Origin of the sequence: Collimonas sp. OK607, assembly GCF_900111995.1 — a bacterium.
Taxonomy (GTDB): Bacteria; Pseudomonadota; Gammaproteobacteria; order Burkholderiales; family Burkholderiaceae_D; genus Collimonas.
Genome location: NZ_FOKF01000013.1, coordinates 36,538 through 57,867, shown reverse-complemented (window position 1 = coordinate 57,867; position 21,330 = coordinate 36,538). Strand labels below are relative to the sequence as shown.

Sequence of the window (21,330 nt, the reverse complement as noted above, 5' to 3'; positions counted from 1 at the left end):
AAAGAGAAGTTGTGTTGTTCCGAGTCGGCTGCGTCAGACCGTGTCGGCGATGCTGTGGAGCCGCCTCCGCAAATCGGTGGCGCGTTGACCGTTCTGGCTATTGATCTGGGTACCACCACAGGGTGGGCACTGCGCTCGCGTGACCATCAGATTGCCCACGGCTTCGTCAGTCTGCGGCCACAGAGGTTCGAGGGTGGTGGTATGCGCTACCTACGATTCAAGCGTTGGCTATCGGAAATCAAGGTGGCTGCGAACGACATCCATGCTGTGTACTTCGAGGAAGTGCGTCGTCATGCCGGCGTAGATGCCGCCCATGTCTATGGCGGTTTGATGGCCACGCTTACCGCCTGGTGCGAGCACCACAACATTCCGTACCAGGGCGTGCCGGTCGGCACGATCAAAAAGCACGCCACCGGCAAAGGCAATGCCGGTAAGGAGGATGTAATTGTCGCCATGCGCGCCAAGGGTCATCCGGTGACGGATGACAACGAAGCGGACGCCCTGGCCTTGCTGCACTGGGCCATCGAAACGCAGGAGGCCTGACATGAAAATTCCAGCGCAACCCTACCGCTGCCCCTTGGGCCGCCTGCACCCTCTATCCATCAATCTCGATGCGATCAAGCAAAACGGCTGGCAGCAGCAACGTATCCTGGTGGTGTCAGAAACCGATGATCGGCTCGATTTCGTCGAGCGTGATTTCATCCGCCGCCTGGGTCAACGGCTGTACGGAACAACCAGCGGCGGAGGACGGCATGAATGATTGGACGATCGAAGCTGTGGCGGAACGGCTTGGCGATGCTGACCAGACAGCAAGACGACTACCACCTGTTCGGGTTCAGGGCTATTTCAACGTATGGCCGCCGTTTGTGCGTACCGTGTACGAGCGCATGGCAGGTGAGCATGCCCCACCCCAGCGATTTCCACCGAGCCCCAAGGATATCGACCGCATGTTGGAAACGATGGCCTGGATGCAGTGGCTTGAGGAAGAGCAGCGTCATCTGGTGTGGATGCGTGCCCAGCGCTATCCATGGTCAGACATCGCCAAACGCAATGGCTGCGTGATCCGCACGGCACAGCGCCGATGGCGATCCGCTCTGTCGGTGGTATGCGGAAAACTGAATCAGTCAGGAATAATTGCGGGTAGTGGATAGGACTTGCGCGCCATAGCTGTTGGGTGAGGAGGATTGCGAAAGTAGCGACGTTTTGAAGGTGTCGCGTTTCCCCAGATTTTTGCTATATTTCTGGCTATGGTTGCGAGAGATGTGCCTCGCATCGAATCACATTCAACAGCCCGCGACGAGCTTTGCTTCTCGCGGGTTTTTTTGTTCGGATCCCCATGCATGCTTTGCAAATCGAGTACCGCCCGATCGAGTCGCTGATCCCCTATGCCCGTAATGCAAGGAGTCACAGCGATGAACAAGTGGCGCAGATCGCAGCCTCGATCACCGAGTTTGGCTGGACCAACCCCATCTTGATCGATGGCGAGCGTGGTGTCATTGCGGGACACGGACGTTTGCTGGCAGCTCGCAAGTTGGCTTTGAAGGAGGCGCCGGTCATCGAGCTGTCGCATCTGACTGCAATCCAAAAGAAGGCCTACATCCTTGCTGACAATCGCCTAGCGGAAAACGCCGGATGGGACCAGGAACTGCTGCGCCTCGAGTTAGGTGAACTCAAACTCGCCGATGTCGACCTTGAATTGCTGGGATTTGGCACCGACGAGCTGGATGCCCTGCTCGCAGCTGACAACACCGAAGGCAAGACCGATGAGGACAAAGTACCCGGTGTCCCTGAGACACCGGTGTCCCGCGCTGGTGATCTGTGGTTGCTGGGTGACCACAAGGTGCTCTGCGGCGACGCGACCAATGCCGATGATTTCCACGCCCTGCTGGGCGATGAGCTGGTCGACATGACGTTCACGGATCCACCATACAACGTCAACTATGCCAACACAGCCAAAGACAAAATGCGCGGCACAAACCGCCCTATCCTGAACGACAACATGGGCGAAGGCTTCGGCGCCTTCTTGCAAGCGGCGTGCCAGAATATTCTGAATGTGACCAAGGGTGGCGTCTACATCGCCATGAGTTCCAGCGAACTTGACACGCTGCAACTGGCCTTCCGGTCGGCCGGCGGCAAGTGGTCAACCTTTGTTATCTGGGCCAAGAACACCTTCACGCTCGGGCGGGCCGACTACCAGCGCCAGTACGAGCCGATTCTCTACGGCTGGCGTGACGGTGCCGAACACTACTGGTGCGGCGCGCGCGATCAAGGCGATGTGTGGTTTATCAAAAAGCCGCACAAGAACGATTTGCATCCGACCATGAAGCCAGTTGAACTGGTTGAAAAGGCAGTGAGGAACAGCAGCAAAAGCCGCGACCTTGTGCTCGACCCGTTTGGCGGATCAGGCAGCACTTTGATCGCCTGTGAAAAATCCGGGCGTCGGGCGCGCCTGATTGAGTTGGATCCGAAATATGTGGACGTGATCGTACGTCGTTGGCAGGAGTTCACGGGCCAGGAGGCGAAACGTGCCAGTGACGGCGTGAAATTTGTGGATCGGGCTACATCTGAATAAGACGAAACTTATTCAATCTACACTCCTCGGCCATTGCGAACATTGCCCATTGGATCACCATCCGCTATAGCCACTTGGTCATATAAATCAAAGACATGAAGCGATATACTTACTCACAGCATCCAAATGCCGGGGTGCCCATGCAGCCCAAGCATTGTACTGTGGCTGTGCGAGGGAGCGAATAGAAATGAATTCGGTCTCGACGCCACTGAAAAGCAGATTTATCTTGCAAATGCCCTGCCCCTCCTCGTCATAAGGTCGCGGCACAGCGATCCCAAACTGTTTCTCGAACTCGTCACATGTACCTTTTCCATGGAGAACCACGATTTTCGGACGAATAGCCTGGGCCAAGGATTGAAAAATGCGACCTCCGACCATGGCACCCAGCCGATGCTCCCTCTTCCTCAGGTCCGCGGCCATTCCCGTCGAATAGCAGACGACATTCGTTTCCAGAACTTCAGTTACCCCCGCAGCAGCGAGGCGCGCCGTGAATCCGTCAATGTTGGGTCGAGAGCGCGAGGGCTTAGGATACAGCTCATCGTAGAGTCCTCGGCAGGATTCGCCATCGCGATTAAACAGAGCATCCATGTGCCGCGTGTGTGAAATTGCCTCGACGGGATACTGCTTGGCCTGATTCGCGCCGACAATGAACACCCTAGCCGCTTGCGGGTCACGTAGGCTGGTCATCCAAGGTCTCGGATATTGGCCGGCAAGCGGTTGAGTCAGGTCCGAGATGAGCAATTCAAAAGACATGGTTTTCGTGTTGGTCACTGAGATAGGACATCGGATTATACGGCCGGGGCCGACATCTAGTTAACTTTGGCTTACTGGAATTATGTCAGCGCGTATCTTTTGTCGGAGACAGTCGCCACGTCGCAGAGGTTGGCTGCGGCAAGCTGGAGGATCAGGCAACGCGGTATACGTGCACAGCATGAGCCTGCCAACCGCGCCCCGTGAACGCTTCATTCAAGCAAAAAGCCAAGCTTGTGCTTGCGAATCGTTGCTAATCGATTGAACAAAAACTGATATGCCCCGCTCCGCCCCTACACCGTGCCGGCACCCTGGTTGTGGCATGGTGCTAGCGAAGCCCGGCTACTGCGACAAGCACCGTGGCGCAGCGTATCGTGACTACGGTCGCACCCGCCGTAGCTTCGATATCGAACGCGGCTTCTATCAGTCGGCGACCTGGCGTGCGGTGCGTGCTGCATTCCTGCGCCAGCACCCGGTGTGCGTGCGTTGTGCGGGGCGTGGGCGCGTTGTTGCGGCGGTGGTGGCAGACCACGTCCAGCCGTTGAAGGACGGCGGTGCACGGTTTGACTGGACCAACCTGCAGGCGCTGTGCGTGGCCTGCCACAACAGCAAAACCGCTGGCGAGACCGCCCGGCGTCGCTGACCTCCCCCATAGGGGGATCGAATCTCTGGAGTCGCGAGCCCGCGATGCGTGCGCCAGCACAGATTTTTGCGCGTGCAAATTGAAATACTTTTTTTGGTGAGGATGCCAATTGAACACAGACTCTTGCACGCTGGCCATCGCGGCGGACGATCCGATCCTGCGCCCCCTCCCTGTGAGCGGCCATGGCCGGACGTAAACCGCTGCCGGTGGCGGTCAAGAAGATCAAAGGGACGTTACAGAAATGCCGGACCAATCCGCACGAGCCACGGCCTGCCGGCGCTCTGTGCACGGCACCCGAGTACATGTCGGACAGTGCCAAAGAAGCCTGGGATTACGCAGTGGCCAATTCGCCGCCCGGATTGCTGTCTGCGCTCGACGGCGCGGTGCTGGAGCGCTGGGCCAACTGCTCGGGCCTGTACCGCGAGGCGCTGTCCAAAATCAACCGTGCCGGCGTGTCTGGGATGATCATCAAGACGCCCAGCGGCATCCTGCGGCGCTCGCCATTGATGGACGTGATCCGGGACCTGGCGTTGGAGATGAAGGGCTACGAGTCGGAGATGGGTTTTACCCCGGCTTCACGATCGCGGATTTCGATGCCTGCGGATGCCCCAAAAGATAACGACCCCTGGTCGGAGATTGCTGGCTGATGACGTCACGCAGCTATGTCGCCACCGCGCGCCAGTATGCCAAGGATGTCGTGTCCGGCAAAGTACTGACCTGCAAGTGGGTGCGCGCGGCGTGCCAGCGCCAACTGGATGATCTGGACCAGTTCAAGGGCAAGGATAGTCCGTACCGCTTCAATCCGAAGCTGACGGACAAGTTGGGCCGCAGTTTCCACCCAGCCGACAATCTGTGCGCGTTCATCGAACGCCTGCCGCACGTCAAGGGACCGCTGGCCGGGGAACCGATCCATCTGGAGCCCTGGCAGGTGTTCATCCTGACCACCGTCTTTGGCTGGATCAAAACGGATGGCAAGCGCCGGTTTCGCCGGGCCTACATCGAGGTTCCGCGCGGCAACGCCAAGTCCACGCTGTCCTCCGCGCTAGCGCTGTACATGCTGGCCGCCGACGGTGAAGGCGGAGCCGAGGTGTATTCGCTGGCCACCACCCGTGACCAGGCCCGGATTGTGTTTGGCGATGCGCAAACCATGGCGCGGCAGTCAGCCGGGTTTCGCAGCCGCTTTGGGGTGGGAGTCGGCGCGCACAACATGCATGTGATGACCAGCGGCTCCAAGTTCGAAGCGCTGTCGGCAGAGGGATCGACACTCGATGGCTTGAATATCCACTTCGGCTGCGTTGACGAGTTGCATGCCCACAAGACCCGCACCGTCTATGACGTGGTGGAAACCGGGACCGGCAAGCGCGACAACTCGCTTCTCTGGGTAATCACGACGGCAGGCAGCAACCGCTCCGGCATTTGCTACGAGATCCGCACCTTCGTGACACGGCTGCTTGATGGCGTGTTCGAGGATGACAGCCAGTTCGGCATCGTCTACGGGCTCAATGACGGGGATGACTGGACTCTGGAATCGTCGCTGATCAAGGCCAATCCCAACTGGGGCATCTCGGTGCGCCCATAAGTGCTGGCGCCGCTGCAAGCCAAGGCCATGCAGATGCCCAGCGCTGTAAACAACTTCAAGACTAAGCACTTGAATGAGTGGGTCAACGCGGACACCGCGTGGATGGACATGCGGTCTTGGGACCGCTGTGCCGACTCATCTCTGGACCTAGACACCTATGTCGGCCAGTCCTGCTGGATCGGGTTGGATCTGGCCAGCAAGACCGACATTGCTGCCTTGCTGCTGGTTTTCGCGCATCCGGAGATCGATGGTGCCTTTGCCGTGTTCGGACGCTACTACCTGCCGGAGGACACGGTGCATGCCAACGGCAACAGTCAGTACCCGGGTTGGATGGGCTCTGGCCGGCTGACGGTCACCCCGGGCAATGTGATCGATTTCAGTTGGATCGAGGCCGATCTGATCGAGTTTGCCTCGCGCTTTGCTGTGCAGGCTGTGGCATTCGATCCGTTCCAGGCCACACAACTTTCGACCCGGATGATGAGCGAGGGCCTGCCCATGATCGAAGTTCGTCCCACGGTCCTGAATTTTAGCGAGCCGATGAAAACCCTCGAAGCCCTGGTCTTGCAAGGAAAGCTAATTCACGACGGCTGCCCTGTGCTGGGCTGGATGGCCAGTAACGTGGTGGCGCATCTAGACGCGAAGGACAACATCTACCCCCGCAAGGAGCGCCCGGAAAACAAGATCGACGGCATCGTGGCGCTGATCATGGGCCTGTCGCGTGCCATCACCCCTGGCACCAGCGTCGTGTTGGGTTCCGACTATGAACTGGTGATGCTCTAATGGGCATGTTCAGTTTCCTGGACCGCTTTCGCGCTTCATCCGGAGACCGCTCGCCCTGGGGCGATTTCTGGTTCGAGCCGGTCACGATGCGCACGTCCAGCGGCATGCGCGTGTCAGCCGACAACGCCCTGCGGGTGGCGGCGGTGTACGCCAGCGTGCGCATCCTGGCAGAGACCATGGCGTCCTTGCCCTTTGTTCTCTACCGCCAGCGCGCCGATGGCGGCAAGGAAAGGGTCACGGACCACTGGCTGTATCGATTGCTGGCCAAACACCCGAATCGATACCAGAACCCGTATGAGTGGCGTGAAATGCTGCAGGGCCATCTGGCACTGCGCGGCAACGCCTACAACCGGATTGTGGCCAACAGCCGGGGCGAGATTCAAGAATTGGTGCCGATCCACCCAGACCGGATCAAGATGGAATTGACACCCGCCGGCGATTACCGCTACCGCGTGATGGATCGACTCGGCGAGGAATCCATCGTGCCGCGCGGCGAGATATGGCATCTACGCGGCCTGTCCTCGGACGGCCTGATGGGCATGAGTCCAATCGACCTGGCGCGTGAGAGCCTGGGCATGGCCTTGGCCGCGCAGGACTACGGCGCACGATTCTTCGCCAACGACGCCAAGCCCACCGGCGGCTGGATCGAGTTTCCGGGTTCGTTCAAGGACACCGAGGCCAAGAAGGTGTTCCGCGAGTCCTATCAGGCAGCGCAGTCCGGTGCAAACCGGGGCAAGGTGCTGGTCCTCGAAAACGGCATGAAGTTCCACGAAGTGGGCGTCACCAACAAGGACGCCCAGTTCCTGGAGCTGCGCAAGTTCCAGATCACGGATATTGCCCGGCTGTTTCGGGTGCCGCCGCACATGATTGCGGACCTGGAGCGCGCGACGTTCTCGAACATCGAGCAGCAAAGCCTCGAGTTCGTGATGCACACCATGACGCCATGGGCCGAGCGCTGGGAAGCCAGCATCGAGTCCGAGCTGCTGTTCGATGGTGACGATCTGGAAGTGGAGTTTGATTTTTCCAATCTGATGCGGGGTGACGCCGCTAGCCGGTCGTCCTACTACCAGAGCGGCATCCAGAACGGCTGGCTCACCCGCAACGAGGCGCGTATCGCCGAAAACCTCAATCCGCTCGATGGTCTGGACGCGCCACTGCGACCACTGAACATGGTCGAGGAAGGCGCGGCCGAGAATCTGGCGGTCGATACCGGACAGACCGAGCCGCCAGCGCAGGGATCCACGGAGCCGGACTGACCGCACCACTGATTTTACTTGGGATGACACCATGAACCATCAATTGCTGATCGCTGAATTTCTGGCGACACCCTGGGCGCTGATGCCCGAACGCTTAAATGCGGTCACTGCAGTGATGGCGCGCTGGTCGCAGAACGTGCCTGCCAGCACGGATGTACTCGCAGGCATCGATGCCGATCGTGCGGTCCGAGAAGCCCGTCGCCAAGCGGCCACTGCAGTATCGAGTGGTGGCATCGCAGTCCTGCCGCTGTATGGCGTTGTCACGCAGCGCGGCAATATGGTCGACGACGTATCGGGGCCCGGCAGCGTTAGCACCCAGCAGTTTGCGTCCACCTTGCGTCAGGCACTGGCCGACGACACCGTGAGCCAGATCCTGATCGACATCGACAGCCCGGGCGGCAGTGTCTACGGCGTGTCTGAGTTGGCCGATGAGATCACACAAGCCCGCTCACAGAAGCCTGTGGTGGCCATTGCCAACAGCCTGGCAGCGTCGGCCGCGTACTGGATCGGCTGCTCTGCCTCGGAGTTCTACGTGTCGCCGGGTGGCGAGGTCGGATCCGTCGGTGTGTGGCAGGCCCATTTCGACCACTCGCAGGCCATGGCTGCCGAAGGCGTCAAGCCGACATTGATCTCGGCCGGCAAGTACAAGGTGGAGGGCAATCCGTATGCGCCGCTGGACGAGGATGCCCAAGGTTTCATGCAGTCCCGCGTGGACGACTACTACGCCAGCTTCACCAAGGCGGTCGCGCGTGGTCGTGGTGTGCCGATCGCCCAAGTGCGCGACGGCATGGGCCAGGGCCGCGTGCTCGGAGCGGACGCTGCGCTGGCGCAGAACATGGTCGATGGTATTGCAACGTTCGATGACGTCATCAGGAAGATGCGCCGCGATGCCAAGGCAATAGTCAAGCCCAAAGCAAACCGCCTCGCCCATGCACAAAGAGCACTCGACATTCTGTAATCCGGCCGGGCTCCGTTGAGCTGCGCCAATCGCTGACACGACCCGTTGGTCGTACCCAAACCACAACCACCTTCGGGTGGTTTTTTCATTTCTGGAGAACCATTCATGAGTAAGCAACTGCGCGAGCTTCAGGCTCGCAAGTCCACCTTGGTCAAAGAGGCACGCAGTCTCACGGATCGCGTCGCCGCCGATGGGCGCGACATGACCGACGAAGAAGTGACCGCCTTCGATGCACTGCGCACGCGTATCGATGCCGCCTCTGCTGCAATCGATCGCGAAGCCGCATTGATCGCTGACGAGGCGCGCATCGGTGTCAGCAGTGCTATTGGCCCGATCGTCACCGATAACCGCGAAGCGGATCCCAAGCGCGGCTTCGGGTCCCTAGGCGAATTCATGCAGGCCGTCTACCAGGCCGATAAGCCCGGCCAGTCGACCGACGCTCGGCTGCTGCTGGGCGGAGTCGGTGCCTCCGCACCCGGCAACTTCAGCAACGAGGCTGCTGGCCAAGATGGTGGTTTCCTGGTGCCGCCGCAGTTCTCGCAAGAGATCTTCAAGCTGTCCCTCGGTGAAGATTCGCTCCTGCCGCTGACTGACAACGTTGAAATCAGCGGCAACAGCATGGCCTTCCCCAAGGATGAGACCACGCCCTGGGGCACGAATGGTATCCGCGCCTACTGGCAGGGCGAAGCCACTTCCGCCGTGGCGAGCAAGCCCGTGCTGGGTCTGGCCACGCTGCGCCTGAAGAAGTTGATGGCACTGGTGCCTACCACTGACGAGTTGCTGGACGATGCCAATGCGCTGACCACCTACCTCCCGGAAAAGGTGGCTCTCTCGATCCGCTGGAAAACCAATGAGTCGATCCTGTTCGGCGCCGGCAATGGTGTGCCGGTCGGGGCGCTTAGCGCCGGTGCCACGGTGACGGTCGCCAAGGAATCGGGTCAGGCCACGCAGACGCTAGTGCCGCAAAATCTCGCCAAGATGATCGCGCGTCTGCCGGCGGGCTCGTTTGCCAATGCGGTCTGGATCGTCAACAACGATGTGCTGCCGGCGCTGTTCACGCTGACGCTGGGCAATTACCCGATCTACCTGCCCACCGGCCTGCCGGTCGGCGGCTTGCAGGTGTCGCCCTACGGCACCTTGCTCGGGCGTCCGGTGTTCGTCTCTCAGCACGCGAACACCTTCTCCAGCCAGGGCGACATCCTGCTCGTTGACCTCAAGTATTACCAGACCATCACCAAGGCCGGTGGGTTGCAGACCGCGACCTCGATGCACCTGTATTTCGATGCCGACCTGACAGCGTTTCGCACGACCTTCCGCATGGACGGCCAATCGAAGATCACCGCTGCGATCTCGCCCGCCAAGGGCAGCACCACGATGTCGCCCTTCATCCAACTGGGCGCGCGCTGATCCGCCGCCTGACTCTCAAGGAGTAATCCAATGTTTCTCAATGCAAAAGGCAGCGAACTGCTCGCCGTCCTCGCCACCATCGATCCTGCCAGTCAGGCCGCTGGCGCCGCCACCACTGGCTGGATCTCGGTGGCCAACCATCACGGTCTGCTGGCCGTCATCCAGTCCGGGGCGCTGGGCACCAACGCCACGCTGGACGCCAAATTGCAGCAGGCCATCGACAGTGCCGGTACCGGCGCCAAGGACATCAACGGCAAGGCGATCACGCAGCTCACGCAAGCTGCCAGCGGCTCCAACAAGCAGGCGCTGATCAACCTGAGGCCGGAGGAGCTCGATACGGTGAATGGCTTTGGCTTCGTGCGCCTGTCGCTCACCGTCGGTGTGGCAGCCAGCCTCGCTGCGGCACAAGTGCTCGGGGTCAACCCGCGCTTTGCCCCGGCTGATGCGGGTAATCAGGCCGCCGTGGCGCAAGTGCTGTGATCGGCTGATCCATGCCCTTGCAACTAGTCACCCCACCTGCCGAGGAGCCGGTGTCGATGCTTGAGGCCAAACTTCACCTGAGGGTGGATTTTGCGGATGACGACGCGTTGATCACGGCGCTGATCTCTGCCGCACGGCAGGCGGCAGAGACGCTGACCGGCAGGCAGATCATCACCGCGCGCTGGAAGATGGTACTCGACAGCTTTCCGGGACCGAGCCTGATGGGCGTGCCCAACGGCGAGGTATTTTCCTTGCCCGGGCACGCCATCCTGCTGCCCAAATGCCCGGTGCAGTCGGTGGTAAGCATCGGGTATTTAGACATGGCCAGCGTGCTGCAAACCATGCCCGCGACCGACTACACCGTGGAGTCTGCCTGTGAGCCGGCCCGCATCACGCCGGTATTTGGTCGGATCTGGCCGATCTGCCTGCCGCAGATCGGTGCCGTGTCCGTCACGTTTGATGCCGGATATGGCGATGCCGCGAGCGTTCCAGAAGGCATCAAGATCTGGATCAAGCTGCGCGTGGGCAGTCTCTATGCCCATCGCGAGGAAGTCGCCCTGATCAATCGCGGCAAGATCGAGCCATTGCCCTTCATCGATGGCTTGCTCGATCCATTCAAGGTGGTGACGGCATGACCTCGGTACGGGCAGGCCAACTGTCCCGCCGCCTGCGCATCCAGAGTCGCAGCAGCGTACAGGACAGCTTTGGTCAGCAGCAGTTGATCTGGACGGATCTGATCACGGTCTGGGCCGATATCCAGCCATTGGCGGGGCGTGAACTGGAAAGCGCACAACGGATGGTCAGCGAAGTGTCCCATCAGATCATTGTGCGCTTTCAGCCACTCTTCTCCGATACGCGCGTCGTCGCCGAGTACCGCGCCCTCTACAAGGGGCGAATTTTCAATATCCAGGCCTGCATGAACGAGGACGAGCGCAATGCGGTCGTCACTTTGCTGGCCAGCGAGGGGCTTAATGATGGCTGAGCTTCAGAATATCTCGGGCCTGAAAGAGCTTCAGGCCGCCATGAAGGAGTTGCCCGCCAACATTGCCCGAAACGTGCTGCGCGGCGCGGTCAACGCCGGCGCAACCGTCATTCGGGAAGAGGCCAAGACCCGCGCACCGCAGCCCTCGGGGCCACCCATCAAGGATCAACCGCCGCCCGGCACCTTAAAGCGGGCTCTGTACCAAAAGCAGATCCGGGAAAAGTCCAGCGCTGTGCTGCAAACGTTTTTCGTCGGTGTACGCCAAGGCAGGAGCGCCAAAAAGACCAAAAAGGGACGCATCGACGCCTGGTATGCACGCTTCGTTGAATTCGGCACCAGCAAGATGGTCGCCAAACCCTTCATGCGACCGGCATTTGAAGCCAAGAAGATGGCTGCCGTTGATGCCATCAAGGATTACCTGCTCAAACGCATTCCCGACGAGGTCGACAAGGCGCGCAAGAAATGACGATCCAAGAGCAACTCTTCGCGCTGCTAAGCAACGCCACGCCGGCCGCTGAACGTGTTTATCCCCTGATCGCGCCCGACGCGGTGGCCCGACCGTATGTGATTTTTCAACGCGTATCTGCCAACACAGAAAACATCCTGTATGGCAGTTCCGGCCTCATCAACACCCGGATTCAGCTGGATGTGTATGCAACCACTTACGCCCAGGCGCAGGACATCGCGGCCGCGATCGATGGACTGATGGCGGCCTGGAATGTGCAAAACGTATCGGTCCTGTCACAGGACTTCTATGAGCCTGACGCCAAGCTGCACCGCGCCTCGATCGACTACTCGATCTGGCATCCCTGAATTGACCTACAGCCCGCATTTCATCATCCACCCGCTTCGGCGGGTTTTTTATTTCTGAAGGAAACCCATGTCCTCCTCTGCAATCTCTGCTCAAGGCAGCGTGCTGGCAATCGGCACCGGTGCCGGCGCCGCCAAAACGCTCACCGCGATCGCGCTCGGCAACCCGACCATCCTAACCAGTACGGCCCATGGCTTCGCCAATGGCGACGTCGTCACCTTGGCTGGTTTCACAGGCACCGACGCCGCCACGCTAAATGGCCAGACCGTGAGTGCGCGCAACATCACTGCCAATACCTTTGCCGTCAACATCGACACCACCGGCAAGACCATCACCGCCGCAGGAAGTGCCACTTCCACGACCTTCACCAACATCGCCAATGTTCGCACGTTCAGCGGTTTTGACGGCTCGGCGTCCGAGATCGATGTCACCAACCTCGACAGCATCGCGAAAGAATTCCGGCTTGGCCTGACCGATCCCGGCCAGTTCACGTTCGAGATCGATTACGACAGTGACAACGCCGGCCATATTGCGCTACGCGCCAGGCAGATCTCCGGCACCCTGAGCAATTTCAAGCTGACGCTGCCTAACGCGACCGTCATCACCTTCTCGGCCTATGTCAAAAAATTCAGCCTGGGCGGTGGCGTCGATGCGGTTGCTAAAACCGCCGTGGACCTGCGCATCTCTGGCGCAGTCGGAGGATTGTAATCATGCTGCTGACTAAAGATCAAATCCTCGAAGCCGCCGACCTCCACAGCGAGGCCGTCGATGTCCCCGAATGGGGCGGCTCCGTGCTGGTGCGCACCATGACCGGCTTTGATCGCGATGCGTTCGAGACCAGCATGATTACCGTGTCCACCGACGGCTCGCGCAAGCCAGACATGACCAATTTACGGGCCAAGCTGGTCGCCCTGACCCTCGTCGATGAGGCCAACAACCGGCTGTTTGATGTGACCGACATCCCGCGCCTGGCGCTAAAATCGGCGGCGGCGCTGGAGCGGGTTTTCGATGTGGCCCAGCGCATCAATGGCATCGGCGCCGCTGCACAAGACGACGCGATAAAAAACTGACGGGCCAGCCCGAGCGGCGGTTTTATTTCCGCTTGGCGCTGGCGCTGGGCAAGACCGTGCGCCAACTGCTCACAGAAATCAACAGTGCGGAGCTGACCGAATGGCGCGCCTATTCGGTGCTTGAGCCATTTGGCGAGCAGCTGGCCGACCAGCGCCACGGTATCGCGCTGTCGGCGCTGGCCAATTTGCACCGCGATCCCCAGCGCAGGCGCGAGCCCTATCGGCCCGAGGATTTCATTCCCTGGCATCAGTCTCACCGCGTAGTCAGAACTGAGAGCGATGGCACGCTGCTGGCAGACCCAGAGGCGCAATCGCGGCTCATCAAACAGTTGTTCAACCGCGACAGCTGACTTCATCCATCTACGTACGGAGTTTTTACATGGCCGCATTGGGTTCTGTTGTCGTCGAGCTATCCGCCAACCTTGCCAAGTTCCAGTCTGACATGGGCAAGGCCGCGCAGATCGCGGAAGACCGCATGAAGCAAATTGACAAAGCCGTCGGCCTGGTCAAGACCGGACTTGGCGCAATTGGGCTGGGCTTTGCGCTTGGGGCAACCGTTGACAAAGTCAAAGAGAAAATCGAAGGTGCCATTGCCTCAGCAGCCGGTTTGCAGCAGCTGTCCGAACGCACGGGTGCCGCCGTCGAGTCCCTGTCCGGCTTGGCCGCTGTGGCCAAGCTGTCGGGTACCGACATGGATTCGCTGGCAGGCGGATTGCAAAAACTCAGTAAAGCGATTGTCGATGCCCAGAATGGTGGCGCGAAAACGACCGCCGCCTTCAATGCCATCGGCATCGCAGTCGATGACCTGAAGGGCAAAGGTCCTGATCAGGTTTTCAAGCTGATCGCTGACCGCATGGCGACTTACCAGGATGGTGTCGAGAAAACCGTCATTGCCCAAACGCTGCTCGGCAAAGCCGGCGCCAACCTATTACCGGTGATGACGGACTTGGCGAAGGTCGGCGACCTGCAGGTCAAAGTTACCAAGGAGCAGGCAGAGGCGGCCGATGAGCTGGAGAAAAACCAGCTGCGTCTGAAGGCGTCGACCGATGCGATCTTCAAGAAAATCGGCCTGGAACTGGTCCCGGTTCTCAATGCCTTCACCAAGGCATTGCTCGAATCCCAGAACGCCAACGACGGCGTGCGCAAATCAATTGACGGTCTGGCCAAGGATGGCTCCATTCGCGATTGGGCCGAAGGGGCGGCGAAGGTGGTGGGCTTCGTGGTGGATGCTTTTGATGGAGTGTCGCGTGCGGTCCAAATCACCGGTAAAACAATCGGCGCAGCGGCGGCACAAGCGGTACTTCTTGGTCAGGGCGAAATCAAAGCCGCCTCGCAGGTGGGAAAAGAGTTGTACAAGGATATCGACGATATCCTCCAAAAGCAGCTTTTCAGTACCCGTCTGGCCAAGCAACTCGAAGACGCGCGCAAGCAGAATCATGAAACTGCACCCAGAGGCCGGATTGACACATCCAAGTTAGGCAATGCCAACGCCGGGCCCAAGGACGATCCCGCCAAAAAGCTGCTCGAGGGCCAGCTCAAAGCCCAGGAAGACATCATTGCTGCCGAAAAAACGCAGCTGCAAACGCGTGAGCAGTACCTGGATTTTTACCGCAATCTCGAATATTTCTCGCTGCGAGAGGCTGAGCAGAAAAAGCAAGCCCTGCTGACAGACAACCTGCAAGTGGTGCAGGCGGCCTACGACAAAGAGATTGCAGCCATCCAGGCCTATGTCAATCAGGCGGAAAAAGAGGTTGAACGGCAAGACGGCCGCAACAAAATTGCCGAGGCCAAGAAAAAGCGCGCCGCTGCCGAGATCGAAGTCAACAAACAACTCGGTGATTCGCAAAACCGTCTGCTGGCAGTTCAGCGGCAATTCGACCTGGCCACAACCGAACGCACCCGGACCGACAGCATTGCCAATGAGCAGGCACTGTTTCAGATCGACCTGATGGGGAGAAACACTCTCGAAGTCGAGAAGCTCACCGCTGCACGAAAAATCCAGATGGACTTGGAAGAGCGGATTTATCGCCTGAAGAAACTCGATCCCGAGGCCGATACCTCCGCAGCCGTCGCGCAGGCAGCCCTACAAACGGCCGCCGCCACGTCCATCATCGAGCTGTCCTACAACCGGCAGCGTGATGCGATATTTGGCGCTTCCGAAGCGGTTCGCAAATACCAGGAGGATGCCACCAACAGCGCCTTGCATATTGAAAATGCGATGACCCGTGCCTTCCAGGGTATGGAGGACGCACTCGTCACCTTCGTCACCACCGGCAAGCTCAGTTTCAAAAACCTGGCCGACTCAATTGTGGCCGACATCACCCGCATCATCATCAAGCAACAGATCGCCGCTGCGATCGGTGGTGGCGGCAACGGGGGAGGCAGTGGCTGGCTCACCAACCTGGCCGGCATGGCGGCGGGCGCCCTGTTCGGGACGTCTGGAACTGCTGCGGTGGCCAGCTCGATGGGTGGCGATGCGTTGGACAACATGATGAATCTCACCAATGCCTTCGGCACCGCGCCGGGGCGCGCTCTCGGCGGCCCCGTCTCATCGGGCGGACTCTACGAAGTCAACGAGAGCGGCCAGCCCGAGTTGCTGGCGTCGGGCGGCAAGCAGTATTTGATGATGGGCAGCCAAGGCGGCACCGTCACGCCGCAAGCAGCCTCGGCCGCACGCGGGGACACCTACGTCACCGTACAGGTCACGCCGCCCGCTGGCTCGTCCCGAGAAACCGCGCAGCAATGGGGCGCCACGGCCGGCCGCCAACTGCAGCATGCCTTGCGAAGGAATGGCTGATGGCCATCACCGTATTTGGCGACGTGATCCTGTCCAGCAGCGTGCTGGCGGCCGGCGTGAAGGGTAAAAACCTGCGCCTCAATGCTCGCGTGCCCACCGATAACGGCTACGAGTCCATCAACATCATCTGGACCCAGACGCTGCGCCAGTACACGCTGGGCCTGGTGCCATTGTGCCTGGAGCAGTGGCAGGCCATTGAGACGCTGCACGAAATCACCGAGGGTGGCGCCTACGGCCTGCTGTTGCAAGATCCCAAGGACAGCACCGTCAGCGACGGCGTCATGACGCTCGTGAGCGCTGGCGTTTATCAACTCCACAAGCGCTATCTGCACGCCGCATCGGCACGGTTCAAGACCCGCAAGATCACCCGGCCCCAAGCCGCTGGCTTTGTGCCCACGGTGGCCAGCATGCCATTGGCACCAACCAGCTACACGCTGGATGTGACCACCGGCCGCATCGCCATCCCGTCCGCACCTGCGGTCGGCACCCTGGCCTGGAGCGGGCCGTTTTACGTGCCGGTGCATTTCATCGACGACGTGATTGATTGGGACCTGGTGATGTCAGGTCCGGCCGAGCAGCGCCTGGTGGCCGGTCCTTCCGTAGTACTGCAGGAGATTCGGGAATGAAAACGATGTCTGCCGCCCTCAAGGCACACTACGCGCTGGGCACCACCACGCTGACGACCTGCTGGAAAGCCACGCTGACCAATGGCACGGTGGTGGCCGCTACCTCGCTGGACCAGGACATCGTTTTTGGCGGCGTCACCTATCTGGCAACATCTAGCTATTCCCCCACCAACATCGACAGCACGGCCGAGCTAAACCCCGACAACTTGGAGGTGACCGGCTTTCTGGCCTCCCCCGCCATCACCGATGCCGATGTGCAGTCCGGTCGTTGGGACTATGCCGCCATCGAGCTGTTCGAGGTCAATTACGCCGACCTGAGCATGGGCAAGAACGTGCTGCGCTCCGGCACACTGGGCGAGGTAAGGGCCGGCCGCGCCACCTTCAATGCGGAGCTGCGCGGACTGACGCAGGCTTACTCCCGCACCATCGTTCGGCTGACCACCAAGGACTGCACGGCTGACCTGGGCGACGAGCGATGCAAAAAATCGCTGGCCGCGTTCACGGTAGTCGGTGCCGTGGGCAGCGTGAGCGGTAATCGTGTCATTAACGATGCGGCACGCACAGAGGCCACCGGCTGGTTCACAGCCGGCAAGCTGACATTTACCAGCGGCATGAACACCGGTCTGGCCATGGAAGTGAAAAACAGCGTCGCCGGACAGCTAGAGCTGCACGAAGTGATGCCTTTCCCCATTGCGGTGGGCGACACCTACAGCGTCTATGCCGGGTGCACGAAGCGGTTTGCCGAGGACTGCATCGCCAAGTTTGCCAACGGCGTCAATTTTCGTGGTTTTCCACACTTGCCTGGCAGCAGCATTTACAAGGTCGGCGGCGTGGCATGAGGCGCGAAGAGATCGTGGCCATTGCCCGCGAAACGCTGGGCACACCTTATCAGCACCAGCAACGCATCAATGGCCTGGCGCTCGACTGCGCTGGGGTGCCGGTGTTTGTGGCACAGCGTCTGGGCATCTCCATTGAGGACGTGGTGAACTACGGCCGACTTCCCGTTCCCGCTGAAATGCGCGCCGCGCTCGACAAAAACCTGGTACGTGTGGCAAAGGCCGCCATGCAACCTGGCGATGTAGCGTGGATTCGGTTTGAGCACGCGCCGCAGCACTTTGCCATCGTCGGCGATTATCCCTACGGTGGCTTTTCGCTGATCCATGCCTATAACGGCTCGGGCCTAAACTGTGTGGTGGAGCACCGGCTGGACGCGTCGTGGATGGCACGCATCGTAGGCGTCTGGCGCTTCCCGGAAGCTGGTCCATGAGCGGCGCACTGATTGGCGGCGTCATCGGGGCCGCCATTGGCTTCATGGCCGGCTCGCCCCAGCTGGGATGGATGATTGGATCCATGGTGGGCGGTACGCTGATGCCTGGCTCCCTACCGGACCAGCAAGGGCCACGCCTGAGCGATCTGCACCCTCAGGCGTCTGAGTACGGCAGGCCCATTCCACTAGTCTATGGCACCGTGGGCATAGGCGGCAACGTCATCTGGGCCAGCGACCTGATCGAGGTTGCGACGACCACCGAACAAGGCGGCAAAGGCGGGCCGTCGCAGAGCACGACGACCTACGCGTATTACGCCAATTTCGCCATTGCCATTTGCGAAGGCGAGCGTGACGTCGGGCGGCTGTGGGCCGGGCCCGAAAAGCGACTGATCTACGATGGCGTGACTCTGGAAGGTAGCGGCTCGGTTCGCATTTACACCGGTGCAGAAGATCAGTTGCCCGACCCGTTGATCGAGAGTTTTTTGGGCATCGGTCATGTTCCGGCTTACAGGGGCATTACCTACGTGGTTTTCGACCATTTCCCACTAGAAAAGGACGGCAACCGCATCCCCTTCATTACGGCAGAAGTCGGTACCACCTCGGGAACCGTTGATCGCGCGCCGGTCTATCTCGGCGAGTCCGCCCTGATTGAGTCCTACACCCCTGGACTGGCTGCTGTTGACCCAAAAACCGGCTTGATCTGGTCAATGCAACATGCCTTCCTGGCTGCCGTGGTGGAAGTGCGCATCAACAGCGATGTGACAAAGACGCAAGTTAAATCATTTTCCATTCCCACGCTAGCCCATCCCTATTCCAATGCGACCATCACCTATGTGCCAGGAACGTCGGTGACCAACTGGCCGGCCATCATGGTCGCCACTGGCTATGGCGCTCCCGTCAACCTGATGGTCATTACAGGCGCGAGCTTCGGGTCGTTCACGGACAGCTTTCTGTTGTTCGATGCCGATGCACAGGTTTATATGGGTCAAATCGAGGGGACATACCATGGCACTGGCGACCTCAATGCCAGCGCGTATGACCCGCTGAATAATGTGTTGCTTGGCTTTAGGTCCAACGCATGGATGGTCATAGACCCGCTCTCGGCACCCCCCTTGTCGAGCGACATTCATCTCGGGGTATCGCTTGGGACCGTCTGGGTCGATGAGGTGTTGATCACGCGTCACCACATTGCGGCCCTGGTCTATGGCAGCTATACCAAATGCGTGCTGCACCGATTGAGCGACTACGGCTTTTATGCGCAGGTAGACATTCCGTACGTGGGCGGCGAGAACGGCCAGGGATTCTATGACCCAGATCGTGATCGGATCGTCATTGTGCATGGCGCTGGTGCCTTCACGATCTCCGTGACGGTCGTCGACATCGCCACGGCCAGTGCATCGGAGCATACCTTTTCGCCATCGGCTGATGCGGACACGTCGCCCTCCCCCGCCTATGGCGTGAAGACCGGCATCTACGCAGGCGGGAAATATGTGTTCGGCGCGAATGGCGGCGGCGGTGCTTCCCTCGGCACAACGCTATATGCAGTGAATCCAGACTCATTTGTCACGGAACACACATTCACCTATGAACCCTACGCCGCCTTCCAGCTGACATCGCCCTTGCTGGTACCTGTCGGCAATAAACCGTATTTGTTCAGTTTCGATGCCAAGCATGTCAAAAGGCTGTATTTCAAGCCTTCAAGTATGGGTGGCACGATCTTGGCGAACGTAGTGGCCGATCTGTCCGATAAAGCGGGATTGAACAGCAGTCAATATGACGTCACATCCTTGACCGACATGGTCGATGGTTATGCGATTGCCCGGCAGACCACAGTGCGCGCTGCCATTGATGCATTACGGCCGGCCTATTATTTCGACGGTGTGGAGTCCTCTGGTCTGGTCAAGTACGTTAAGCGCGGCGGCACTCTCGCAGCAGTGATTCCTGATGACGATTTGGCGGCGCATGAGGCCGGGCAGACTGCATCGGACGCGCTGCTCACCACGCGCCAGATGGAAGTCGAGTTGCCGCGTATCCTGAACGTGAATTACCTGCTGGCTGCGACCGACTATTCCAGCGCCACCAAGCTGTCAAAGCGACTGATCGGCGCTAGTGGCACTGAGCAGACCATGGAGTTACCAATGGTCCTGAGCGACACCAAGGCGCAGCAGATTGCCGATGTGAATTTGCATGTCGCATGGGTGCATCGCCTGACCTACAGTTTCAGCCTGCCGAAAAAATATGCTTTCCTCGAACCGACCGATATCGTGGGAGTGAAGGGCCGCACCATGCTCATGAGCAAAATTTCAGCATCTCCCAAGGGCGTGTTCAAGTGTGAGGCAGTGGCAGACGACGCCAATTACTACGTGCCGAACGTGGTGATGACGGAAACACCCGACAGTGGAAAAATCGTGTTCGTTCCTGGGGACACCAGACTGGAGCTGCTATGAACATCAATATGCTGCGGGACATCGACAATGATGCCGGCTTTTATGCCACGGCTTGCGGGGTCAAAAAGGGATGGGCGGGGGCAGCGCTGTTCCGCTCAGATGACGCGGGCGCGACCTACAACATGATAGCGTCGCTCACTGGCAATGCGACTCTGGGCACGGTGGCGAGGGCGCTTGGCGACTTCCATGGCGGTAACATCCCGGACGAACTCAACACGATCACTGTCTCATTGGTCCACGGCACGCTATCGTCAGTCCCCTACTCCAGCTTCATCGGCGGTGCGCAGGTGGCAGTGGTCGGCGCGGAGATCATTTATTTTCGTGACGCCACGCTCAATGGTGACGGCAGCTACACGCTCCAGGGCTTGTTGCGCGGACGGCGCGGCTCCGAATACGCCATGGGTACGCATGGGGCAGCAGAGCGATTCGTGCTGCTCAATCCTGCCACGGTGACGCGCATAGTGGCCAGCACAGCCGACATCGGCGTAGCACGCTTGTACAAGGCAGTAACGTTTGGCTCCACCTTGGCAGCCACACTTGAACATAACTTCACCAATGCCGGGGCGGGCTTAAAGCCTTATGCCTGCGTCCTGGTGGGCGGAGGGCGCAACGCGGCGGGCGATGTCACCCTTTCCTGGGTGCGGCGCGGACGCCTGTCTGGAGAATGGCGCGATGCAGTGGACGTGCCGCTGGGAGAGAACAGCGAAGTCTACGACATGGAGATTTGGGATAGTGCACGCACCACGCTCAAACGCACGTTCAGCAGTCTGAGCAGCACGAGCACGACCTACGCCGCTGCGCAACAGATCGCCGACTTTGGCAGTGCGCAGGCGACGCTATATTTTTCAGTCTACCAATTGAGCGCCGTGGTCGGCCGGGGTTACGAAGCGCGCGCCACCATTTGA

At 59.9% G+C, this 21,330-nt stretch carries 26 protein-coding genes; 25 read left to right on the top strand and 1 reads right to left on the bottom strand.

The window, feature by feature from the left end:
- The first annotated feature begins 84 nt into the window (after positions 1-84).
- The 4 genes from BM029_RS11175 (at position 85) to BM029_RS11160 (ending at position 2,572) form a co-directional block, all read left to right on the top strand.
- Complete coding sequence (locus BM029_RS11175; protein ID WP_092436099.1) at positions 85-543, top strand: crossover junction endodeoxyribonuclease RuvC; 459 nt, start codon at positions 85-87, stop codon at positions 541-543.
- Position 544: 1 nt separating this feature from the next.
- A complete protein-coding gene (locus BM029_RS11170) occupies positions 545-760 on the top strand; it encodes a GIY-YIG nuclease family protein (protein WP_092435996.1) in 216 nt (71 codons plus the stop codon).
- A complete protein-coding gene (locus BM029_RS11165) occupies positions 753-1,151 on the top strand; it encodes a DUF6362 family protein (protein ID WP_092435994.1) in 399 nt (132 codons plus the stop codon). The genes BM029_RS11170 and BM029_RS11165 overlap by 8 nt, the downstream gene beginning before the upstream one ends.
- Positions 1,152-1,336: 185 nt before the next feature.
- Positions 1,337-2,572, top strand: a complete 1,236-nt coding sequence (locus tag BM029_RS11160) for a site-specific DNA-methyltransferase (protein ID WP_092435992.1) — start codon at positions 1,337-1,339, stop codon at positions 2,570-2,572.
- 87 nt (positions 2,573-2,659) lie between these two features.
- Here the strand turns inward: BM029_RS11160 and BM029_RS11155 are convergent, their stop codons facing one another.
- Positions 2,660-3,325: a uracil-DNA glycosylase family protein gene (locus tag BM029_RS11155; protein ID WP_092435991.1), complete on the bottom strand. Its 666-nt coding sequence runs from the start codon at positions 3,323-3,325 to the stop codon at positions 2,660-2,662.
- A 319-nt stretch (positions 3,326-3,644) separates the two neighbouring features.
- Between BM029_RS11155 and BM029_RS11150 the strand changes: the two genes are divergently transcribed.
- The 21 genes from BM029_RS11150 (at position 3,645) to BM029_RS11055 (ending at position 21,330) form a co-directional block, all read left to right on the top strand.
- Positions 3,645-3,965, top strand: coding sequence for an HNH endonuclease (locus tag BM029_RS11150; RefSeq protein WP_170851051.1), 321 nt, complete (start codon positions 3,645-3,647; stop codon positions 3,963-3,965).
- A 182-nt stretch (positions 3,966-4,147) separates the two neighbouring features.
- Complete coding sequence (locus tag BM029_RS11145) at positions 4,148-4,612, top strand: phage terminase small subunit P27 family (RefSeq protein WP_092435988.1); 465 nt, start codon at positions 4,148-4,150, stop codon at positions 4,610-4,612.
- A complete protein-coding gene (locus BM029_RS26595; RefSeq protein ID WP_371329111.1) occupies positions 4,612-5,544 on the top strand; it encodes a terminase large subunit in 933 nt (310 codons plus the stop codon). Before BM029_RS11145 ends, BM029_RS26595 begins: the two co-directional genes overlap by 1 nt.
- Positions 5,545-6,324 (top strand): terminase TerL endonuclease subunit, encoded by a 780-nt coding sequence (locus tag BM029_RS26590; RefSeq protein WP_371329110.1) that lies wholly within the window; start codon positions 5,545-5,547, stop codon positions 6,322-6,324. It abuts the gene before it with no gap.
- Positions 6,324-7,580: a phage portal protein gene (locus BM029_RS11135; protein ID WP_092435986.1), complete on the top strand. Its 1,257-nt coding sequence runs from the start codon at positions 6,324-6,326 to the stop codon at positions 7,578-7,580. The genes BM029_RS26590 and BM029_RS11135 overlap by 1 nt, the downstream gene beginning before the upstream one ends.
- A gap of 31 nt (positions 7,581-7,611) precedes the next feature.
- Entirely contained in the window at positions 7,612-8,538 is a 927-nt protein-coding gene (locus BM029_RS11130) for a S49 family peptidase (RefSeq protein ID WP_092435984.1), read from the top strand.
- Between the two features lie 105 nt (positions 8,539-8,643).
- Entirely contained in the window at positions 8,644-9,945 is a 1,302-nt protein-coding gene (locus BM029_RS11125) for a phage major capsid protein (protein ID WP_092435982.1), read from the top strand.
- 30 nt (positions 9,946-9,975) lie between these two features.
- Positions 9,976-10,425 (top strand): hypothetical protein, encoded by a 450-nt coding sequence (locus tag BM029_RS11120; RefSeq protein ID WP_092435980.1) that lies wholly within the window; start codon positions 9,976-9,978, stop codon positions 10,423-10,425.
- 11 nt (positions 10,426-10,436) lie between these two features.
- Complete coding sequence (locus tag BM029_RS11115) at positions 10,437-11,060, top strand: head-tail connector protein (protein WP_092435978.1); 624 nt, start codon at positions 10,437-10,439, stop codon at positions 11,058-11,060.
- Positions 11,057-11,407, top strand: a complete 351-nt coding sequence (locus BM029_RS11110) for a phage head closure protein (RefSeq protein ID WP_092435976.1) — start codon at positions 11,057-11,059, stop codon at positions 11,405-11,407. The genes BM029_RS11115 and BM029_RS11110 overlap by 4 nt, the downstream gene beginning before the upstream one ends.
- Positions 11,400-11,873, top strand: a complete 474-nt coding sequence (locus tag BM029_RS11105; protein WP_170851050.1) for an HK97-gp10 family putative phage morphogenesis protein — start codon at positions 11,400-11,402, stop codon at positions 11,871-11,873. Before BM029_RS11110 ends, BM029_RS11105 begins: the two co-directional genes overlap by 8 nt.
- Entirely contained in the window at positions 11,870-12,220 is a 351-nt protein-coding gene (locus BM029_RS11100) for a tail completion protein gp17 (RefSeq protein WP_092435972.1), read from the top strand. Before BM029_RS11105 ends, BM029_RS11100 begins: the two co-directional genes overlap by 4 nt.
- A 67-nt stretch (positions 12,221-12,287) precedes the next feature.
- Positions 12,288-12,926, top strand: coding sequence for a phage tail tube protein (locus BM029_RS11095; protein ID WP_092435970.1), 639 nt, complete (start codon positions 12,288-12,290; stop codon positions 12,924-12,926).
- A 2-nt stretch (positions 12,927-12,928) separates the two neighbouring features.
- Entirely contained in the window at positions 12,929-13,288 is a 360-nt protein-coding gene (locus BM029_RS11090; RefSeq protein WP_092435968.1) for a hypothetical protein, read from the top strand.
- 32 nt (positions 13,289-13,320) lie between these two features.
- Positions 13,321-13,638, top strand: coding sequence for a phage tail assembly protein T (locus BM029_RS11085; protein WP_092435966.1), 318 nt, complete (start codon positions 13,321-13,323; stop codon positions 13,636-13,638).
- Positions 13,639-13,667: 29 nt separating this feature from the next.
- Entirely contained in the window at positions 13,668-16,085 is a 2,418-nt protein-coding gene (locus tag BM029_RS11080) for a phage tail tape measure C-terminal domain-containing protein (protein WP_092435963.1), read from the top strand.
- A complete protein-coding gene (locus tag BM029_RS11075; RefSeq protein WP_170851049.1) occupies positions 16,085-16,711 on the top strand; it encodes a DUF2460 domain-containing protein in 627 nt (208 codons plus the stop codon). The genes BM029_RS11080 and BM029_RS11075 overlap by 1 nt, the downstream gene beginning before the upstream one ends.
- Positions 16,708-17,550, top strand: a complete 843-nt coding sequence (locus BM029_RS11070) for a DUF2163 domain-containing protein (RefSeq protein ID WP_092435959.1) — start codon at positions 16,708-16,710, stop codon at positions 17,548-17,550. Before BM029_RS11075 ends, BM029_RS11070 begins: the two co-directional genes overlap by 4 nt.
- A complete protein-coding gene (locus tag BM029_RS11065) occupies positions 17,547-17,978 on the top strand; it encodes an NlpC/P60 family protein (RefSeq protein ID WP_092435958.1) in 432 nt (143 codons plus the stop codon). The genes BM029_RS11070 and BM029_RS11065 overlap by 4 nt, the downstream gene beginning before the upstream one ends.
- Positions 17,975-20,425 (top strand): phage tail protein, encoded by a 2,451-nt coding sequence (locus tag BM029_RS11060; RefSeq protein ID WP_092435956.1) that lies wholly within the window; start codon positions 17,975-17,977, stop codon positions 20,423-20,425. Before BM029_RS11065 ends, BM029_RS11060 begins: the two co-directional genes overlap by 4 nt.
- Positions 20,422-21,330, top strand: coding sequence for a GTA baseplate fiber-binding domain-containing protein (locus BM029_RS11055; RefSeq protein WP_092435954.1), 909 nt, complete (start codon positions 20,422-20,424; stop codon positions 21,328-21,330). The genes BM029_RS11060 and BM029_RS11055 overlap by 4 nt, the downstream gene beginning before the upstream one ends.

Bases quoted from the DNA above. Each gene is read 5' to 3' on its own strand.
- BM029_RS11105 (WP_170851050.1), top strand. From the start codon at position 11,400: ATGGCTGAGCTTCAGAATATCTCGGGCCTGAAAGAGCTTCAGGCCGCC.
- BM029_RS11070 (WP_092435959.1), top strand. From the start codon at position 16,708: ATGAAAACGATGTCTGCCGCCCTCAAGGCACACTACGCGCTGGGCACC.
- BM029_RS11120 (WP_092435980.1), top strand. From the start codon at position 9,976: ATGTTTCTCAATGCAAAAGGCAGCGAACTGCTCGCCGTCCTCGCCACC.
- BM029_RS11115 (WP_092435978.1), top strand. From the start codon at position 10,437: ATGCCCTTGCAACTAGTCACCCCACCTGCCGAGGAGCCGGTGTCGATG.
- BM029_RS11125 (WP_092435982.1), top strand. From the start codon at position 8,644: ATGAGTAAGCAACTGCGCGAGCTTCAGGCTCGCAAGTCCACCTTGGTC.
- BM029_RS11080 (WP_092435963.1), top strand. From the start codon at position 13,668: ATGGCCGCATTGGGTTCTGTTGTCGTCGAGCTATCCGCCAACCTTGCC.
- BM029_RS11100 (WP_092435972.1), top strand. From the start codon at position 11,870: ATGACGATCCAAGAGCAACTCTTCGCGCTGCTAAGCAACGCCACGCCG.
- BM029_RS11165 (WP_092435994.1), top strand. From the start codon at position 753: ATGAATGATTGGACGATCGAAGCTGTGGCGGAACGGCTTGGCGATGCT.
- BM029_RS11065 (WP_092435958.1), top strand. From the start codon at position 17,547: ATGAGGCGCGAAGAGATCGTGGCCATTGCCCGCGAAACGCTGGGCACA.
- BM029_RS26595 (WP_371329111.1), top strand. From the start codon at position 4,612: ATGACGTCACGCAGCTATGTCGCCACCGCGCGCCAGTATGCCAAGGAT.
- BM029_RS11145 (WP_092435988.1), top strand. From the start codon at position 4,148: ATGGCCGGACGTAAACCGCTGCCGGTGGCGGTCAAGAAGATCAAAGGG.
- BM029_RS11170 (WP_092435996.1), top strand. From the start codon at position 545: ATGAAAATTCCAGCGCAACCCTACCGCTGCCCCTTGGGCCGCCTGCAC.
- BM029_RS11155 (WP_092435991.1), bottom strand. From the start codon at position 3,325: ATGTCTTTTGAATTGCTCATCTCGGACCTGACTCAACCGCTTGCCGGC.
- BM029_RS11060 (WP_092435956.1), top strand. From the start codon at position 17,975: ATGAGCGGCGCACTGATTGGCGGCGTCATCGGGGCCGCCATTGGCTTC.
- BM029_RS11110 (WP_092435976.1), top strand. From the start codon at position 11,057: ATGACCTCGGTACGGGCAGGCCAACTGTCCCGCCGCCTGCGCATCCAG.
- BM029_RS11090 (WP_092435968.1), top strand. From the start codon at position 12,929: ATGCTGCTGACTAAAGATCAAATCCTCGAAGCCGCCGACCTCCACAGC.
- BM029_RS11160 (WP_092435992.1), top strand. From the start codon at position 1,337: ATGCATGCTTTGCAAATCGAGTACCGCCCGATCGAGTCGCTGATCCCC.
- BM029_RS11075 (WP_170851049.1), top strand. From the start codon at position 16,085: ATGGCCATCACCGTATTTGGCGACGTGATCCTGTCCAGCAGCGTGCTG.
- BM029_RS11055 (WP_092435954.1), top strand. From the start codon at position 20,422: ATGAACATCAATATGCTGCGGGACATCGACAATGATGCCGGCTTTTAT.
- BM029_RS11150 (WP_170851051.1), top strand. From the start codon at position 3,645: ATGGTGCTAGCGAAGCCCGGCTACTGCGACAAGCACCGTGGCGCAGCG.
- BM029_RS11130 (WP_092435984.1), top strand. From the start codon at position 7,612: ATGAACCATCAATTGCTGATCGCTGAATTTCTGGCGACACCCTGGGCG.
- BM029_RS11095 (WP_092435970.1), top strand. From the start codon at position 12,288: ATGTCCTCCTCTGCAATCTCTGCTCAAGGCAGCGTGCTGGCAATCGGC.
- BM029_RS11135 (WP_092435986.1), top strand. From the start codon at position 6,324: ATGGGCATGTTCAGTTTCCTGGACCGCTTTCGCGCTTCATCCGGAGAC.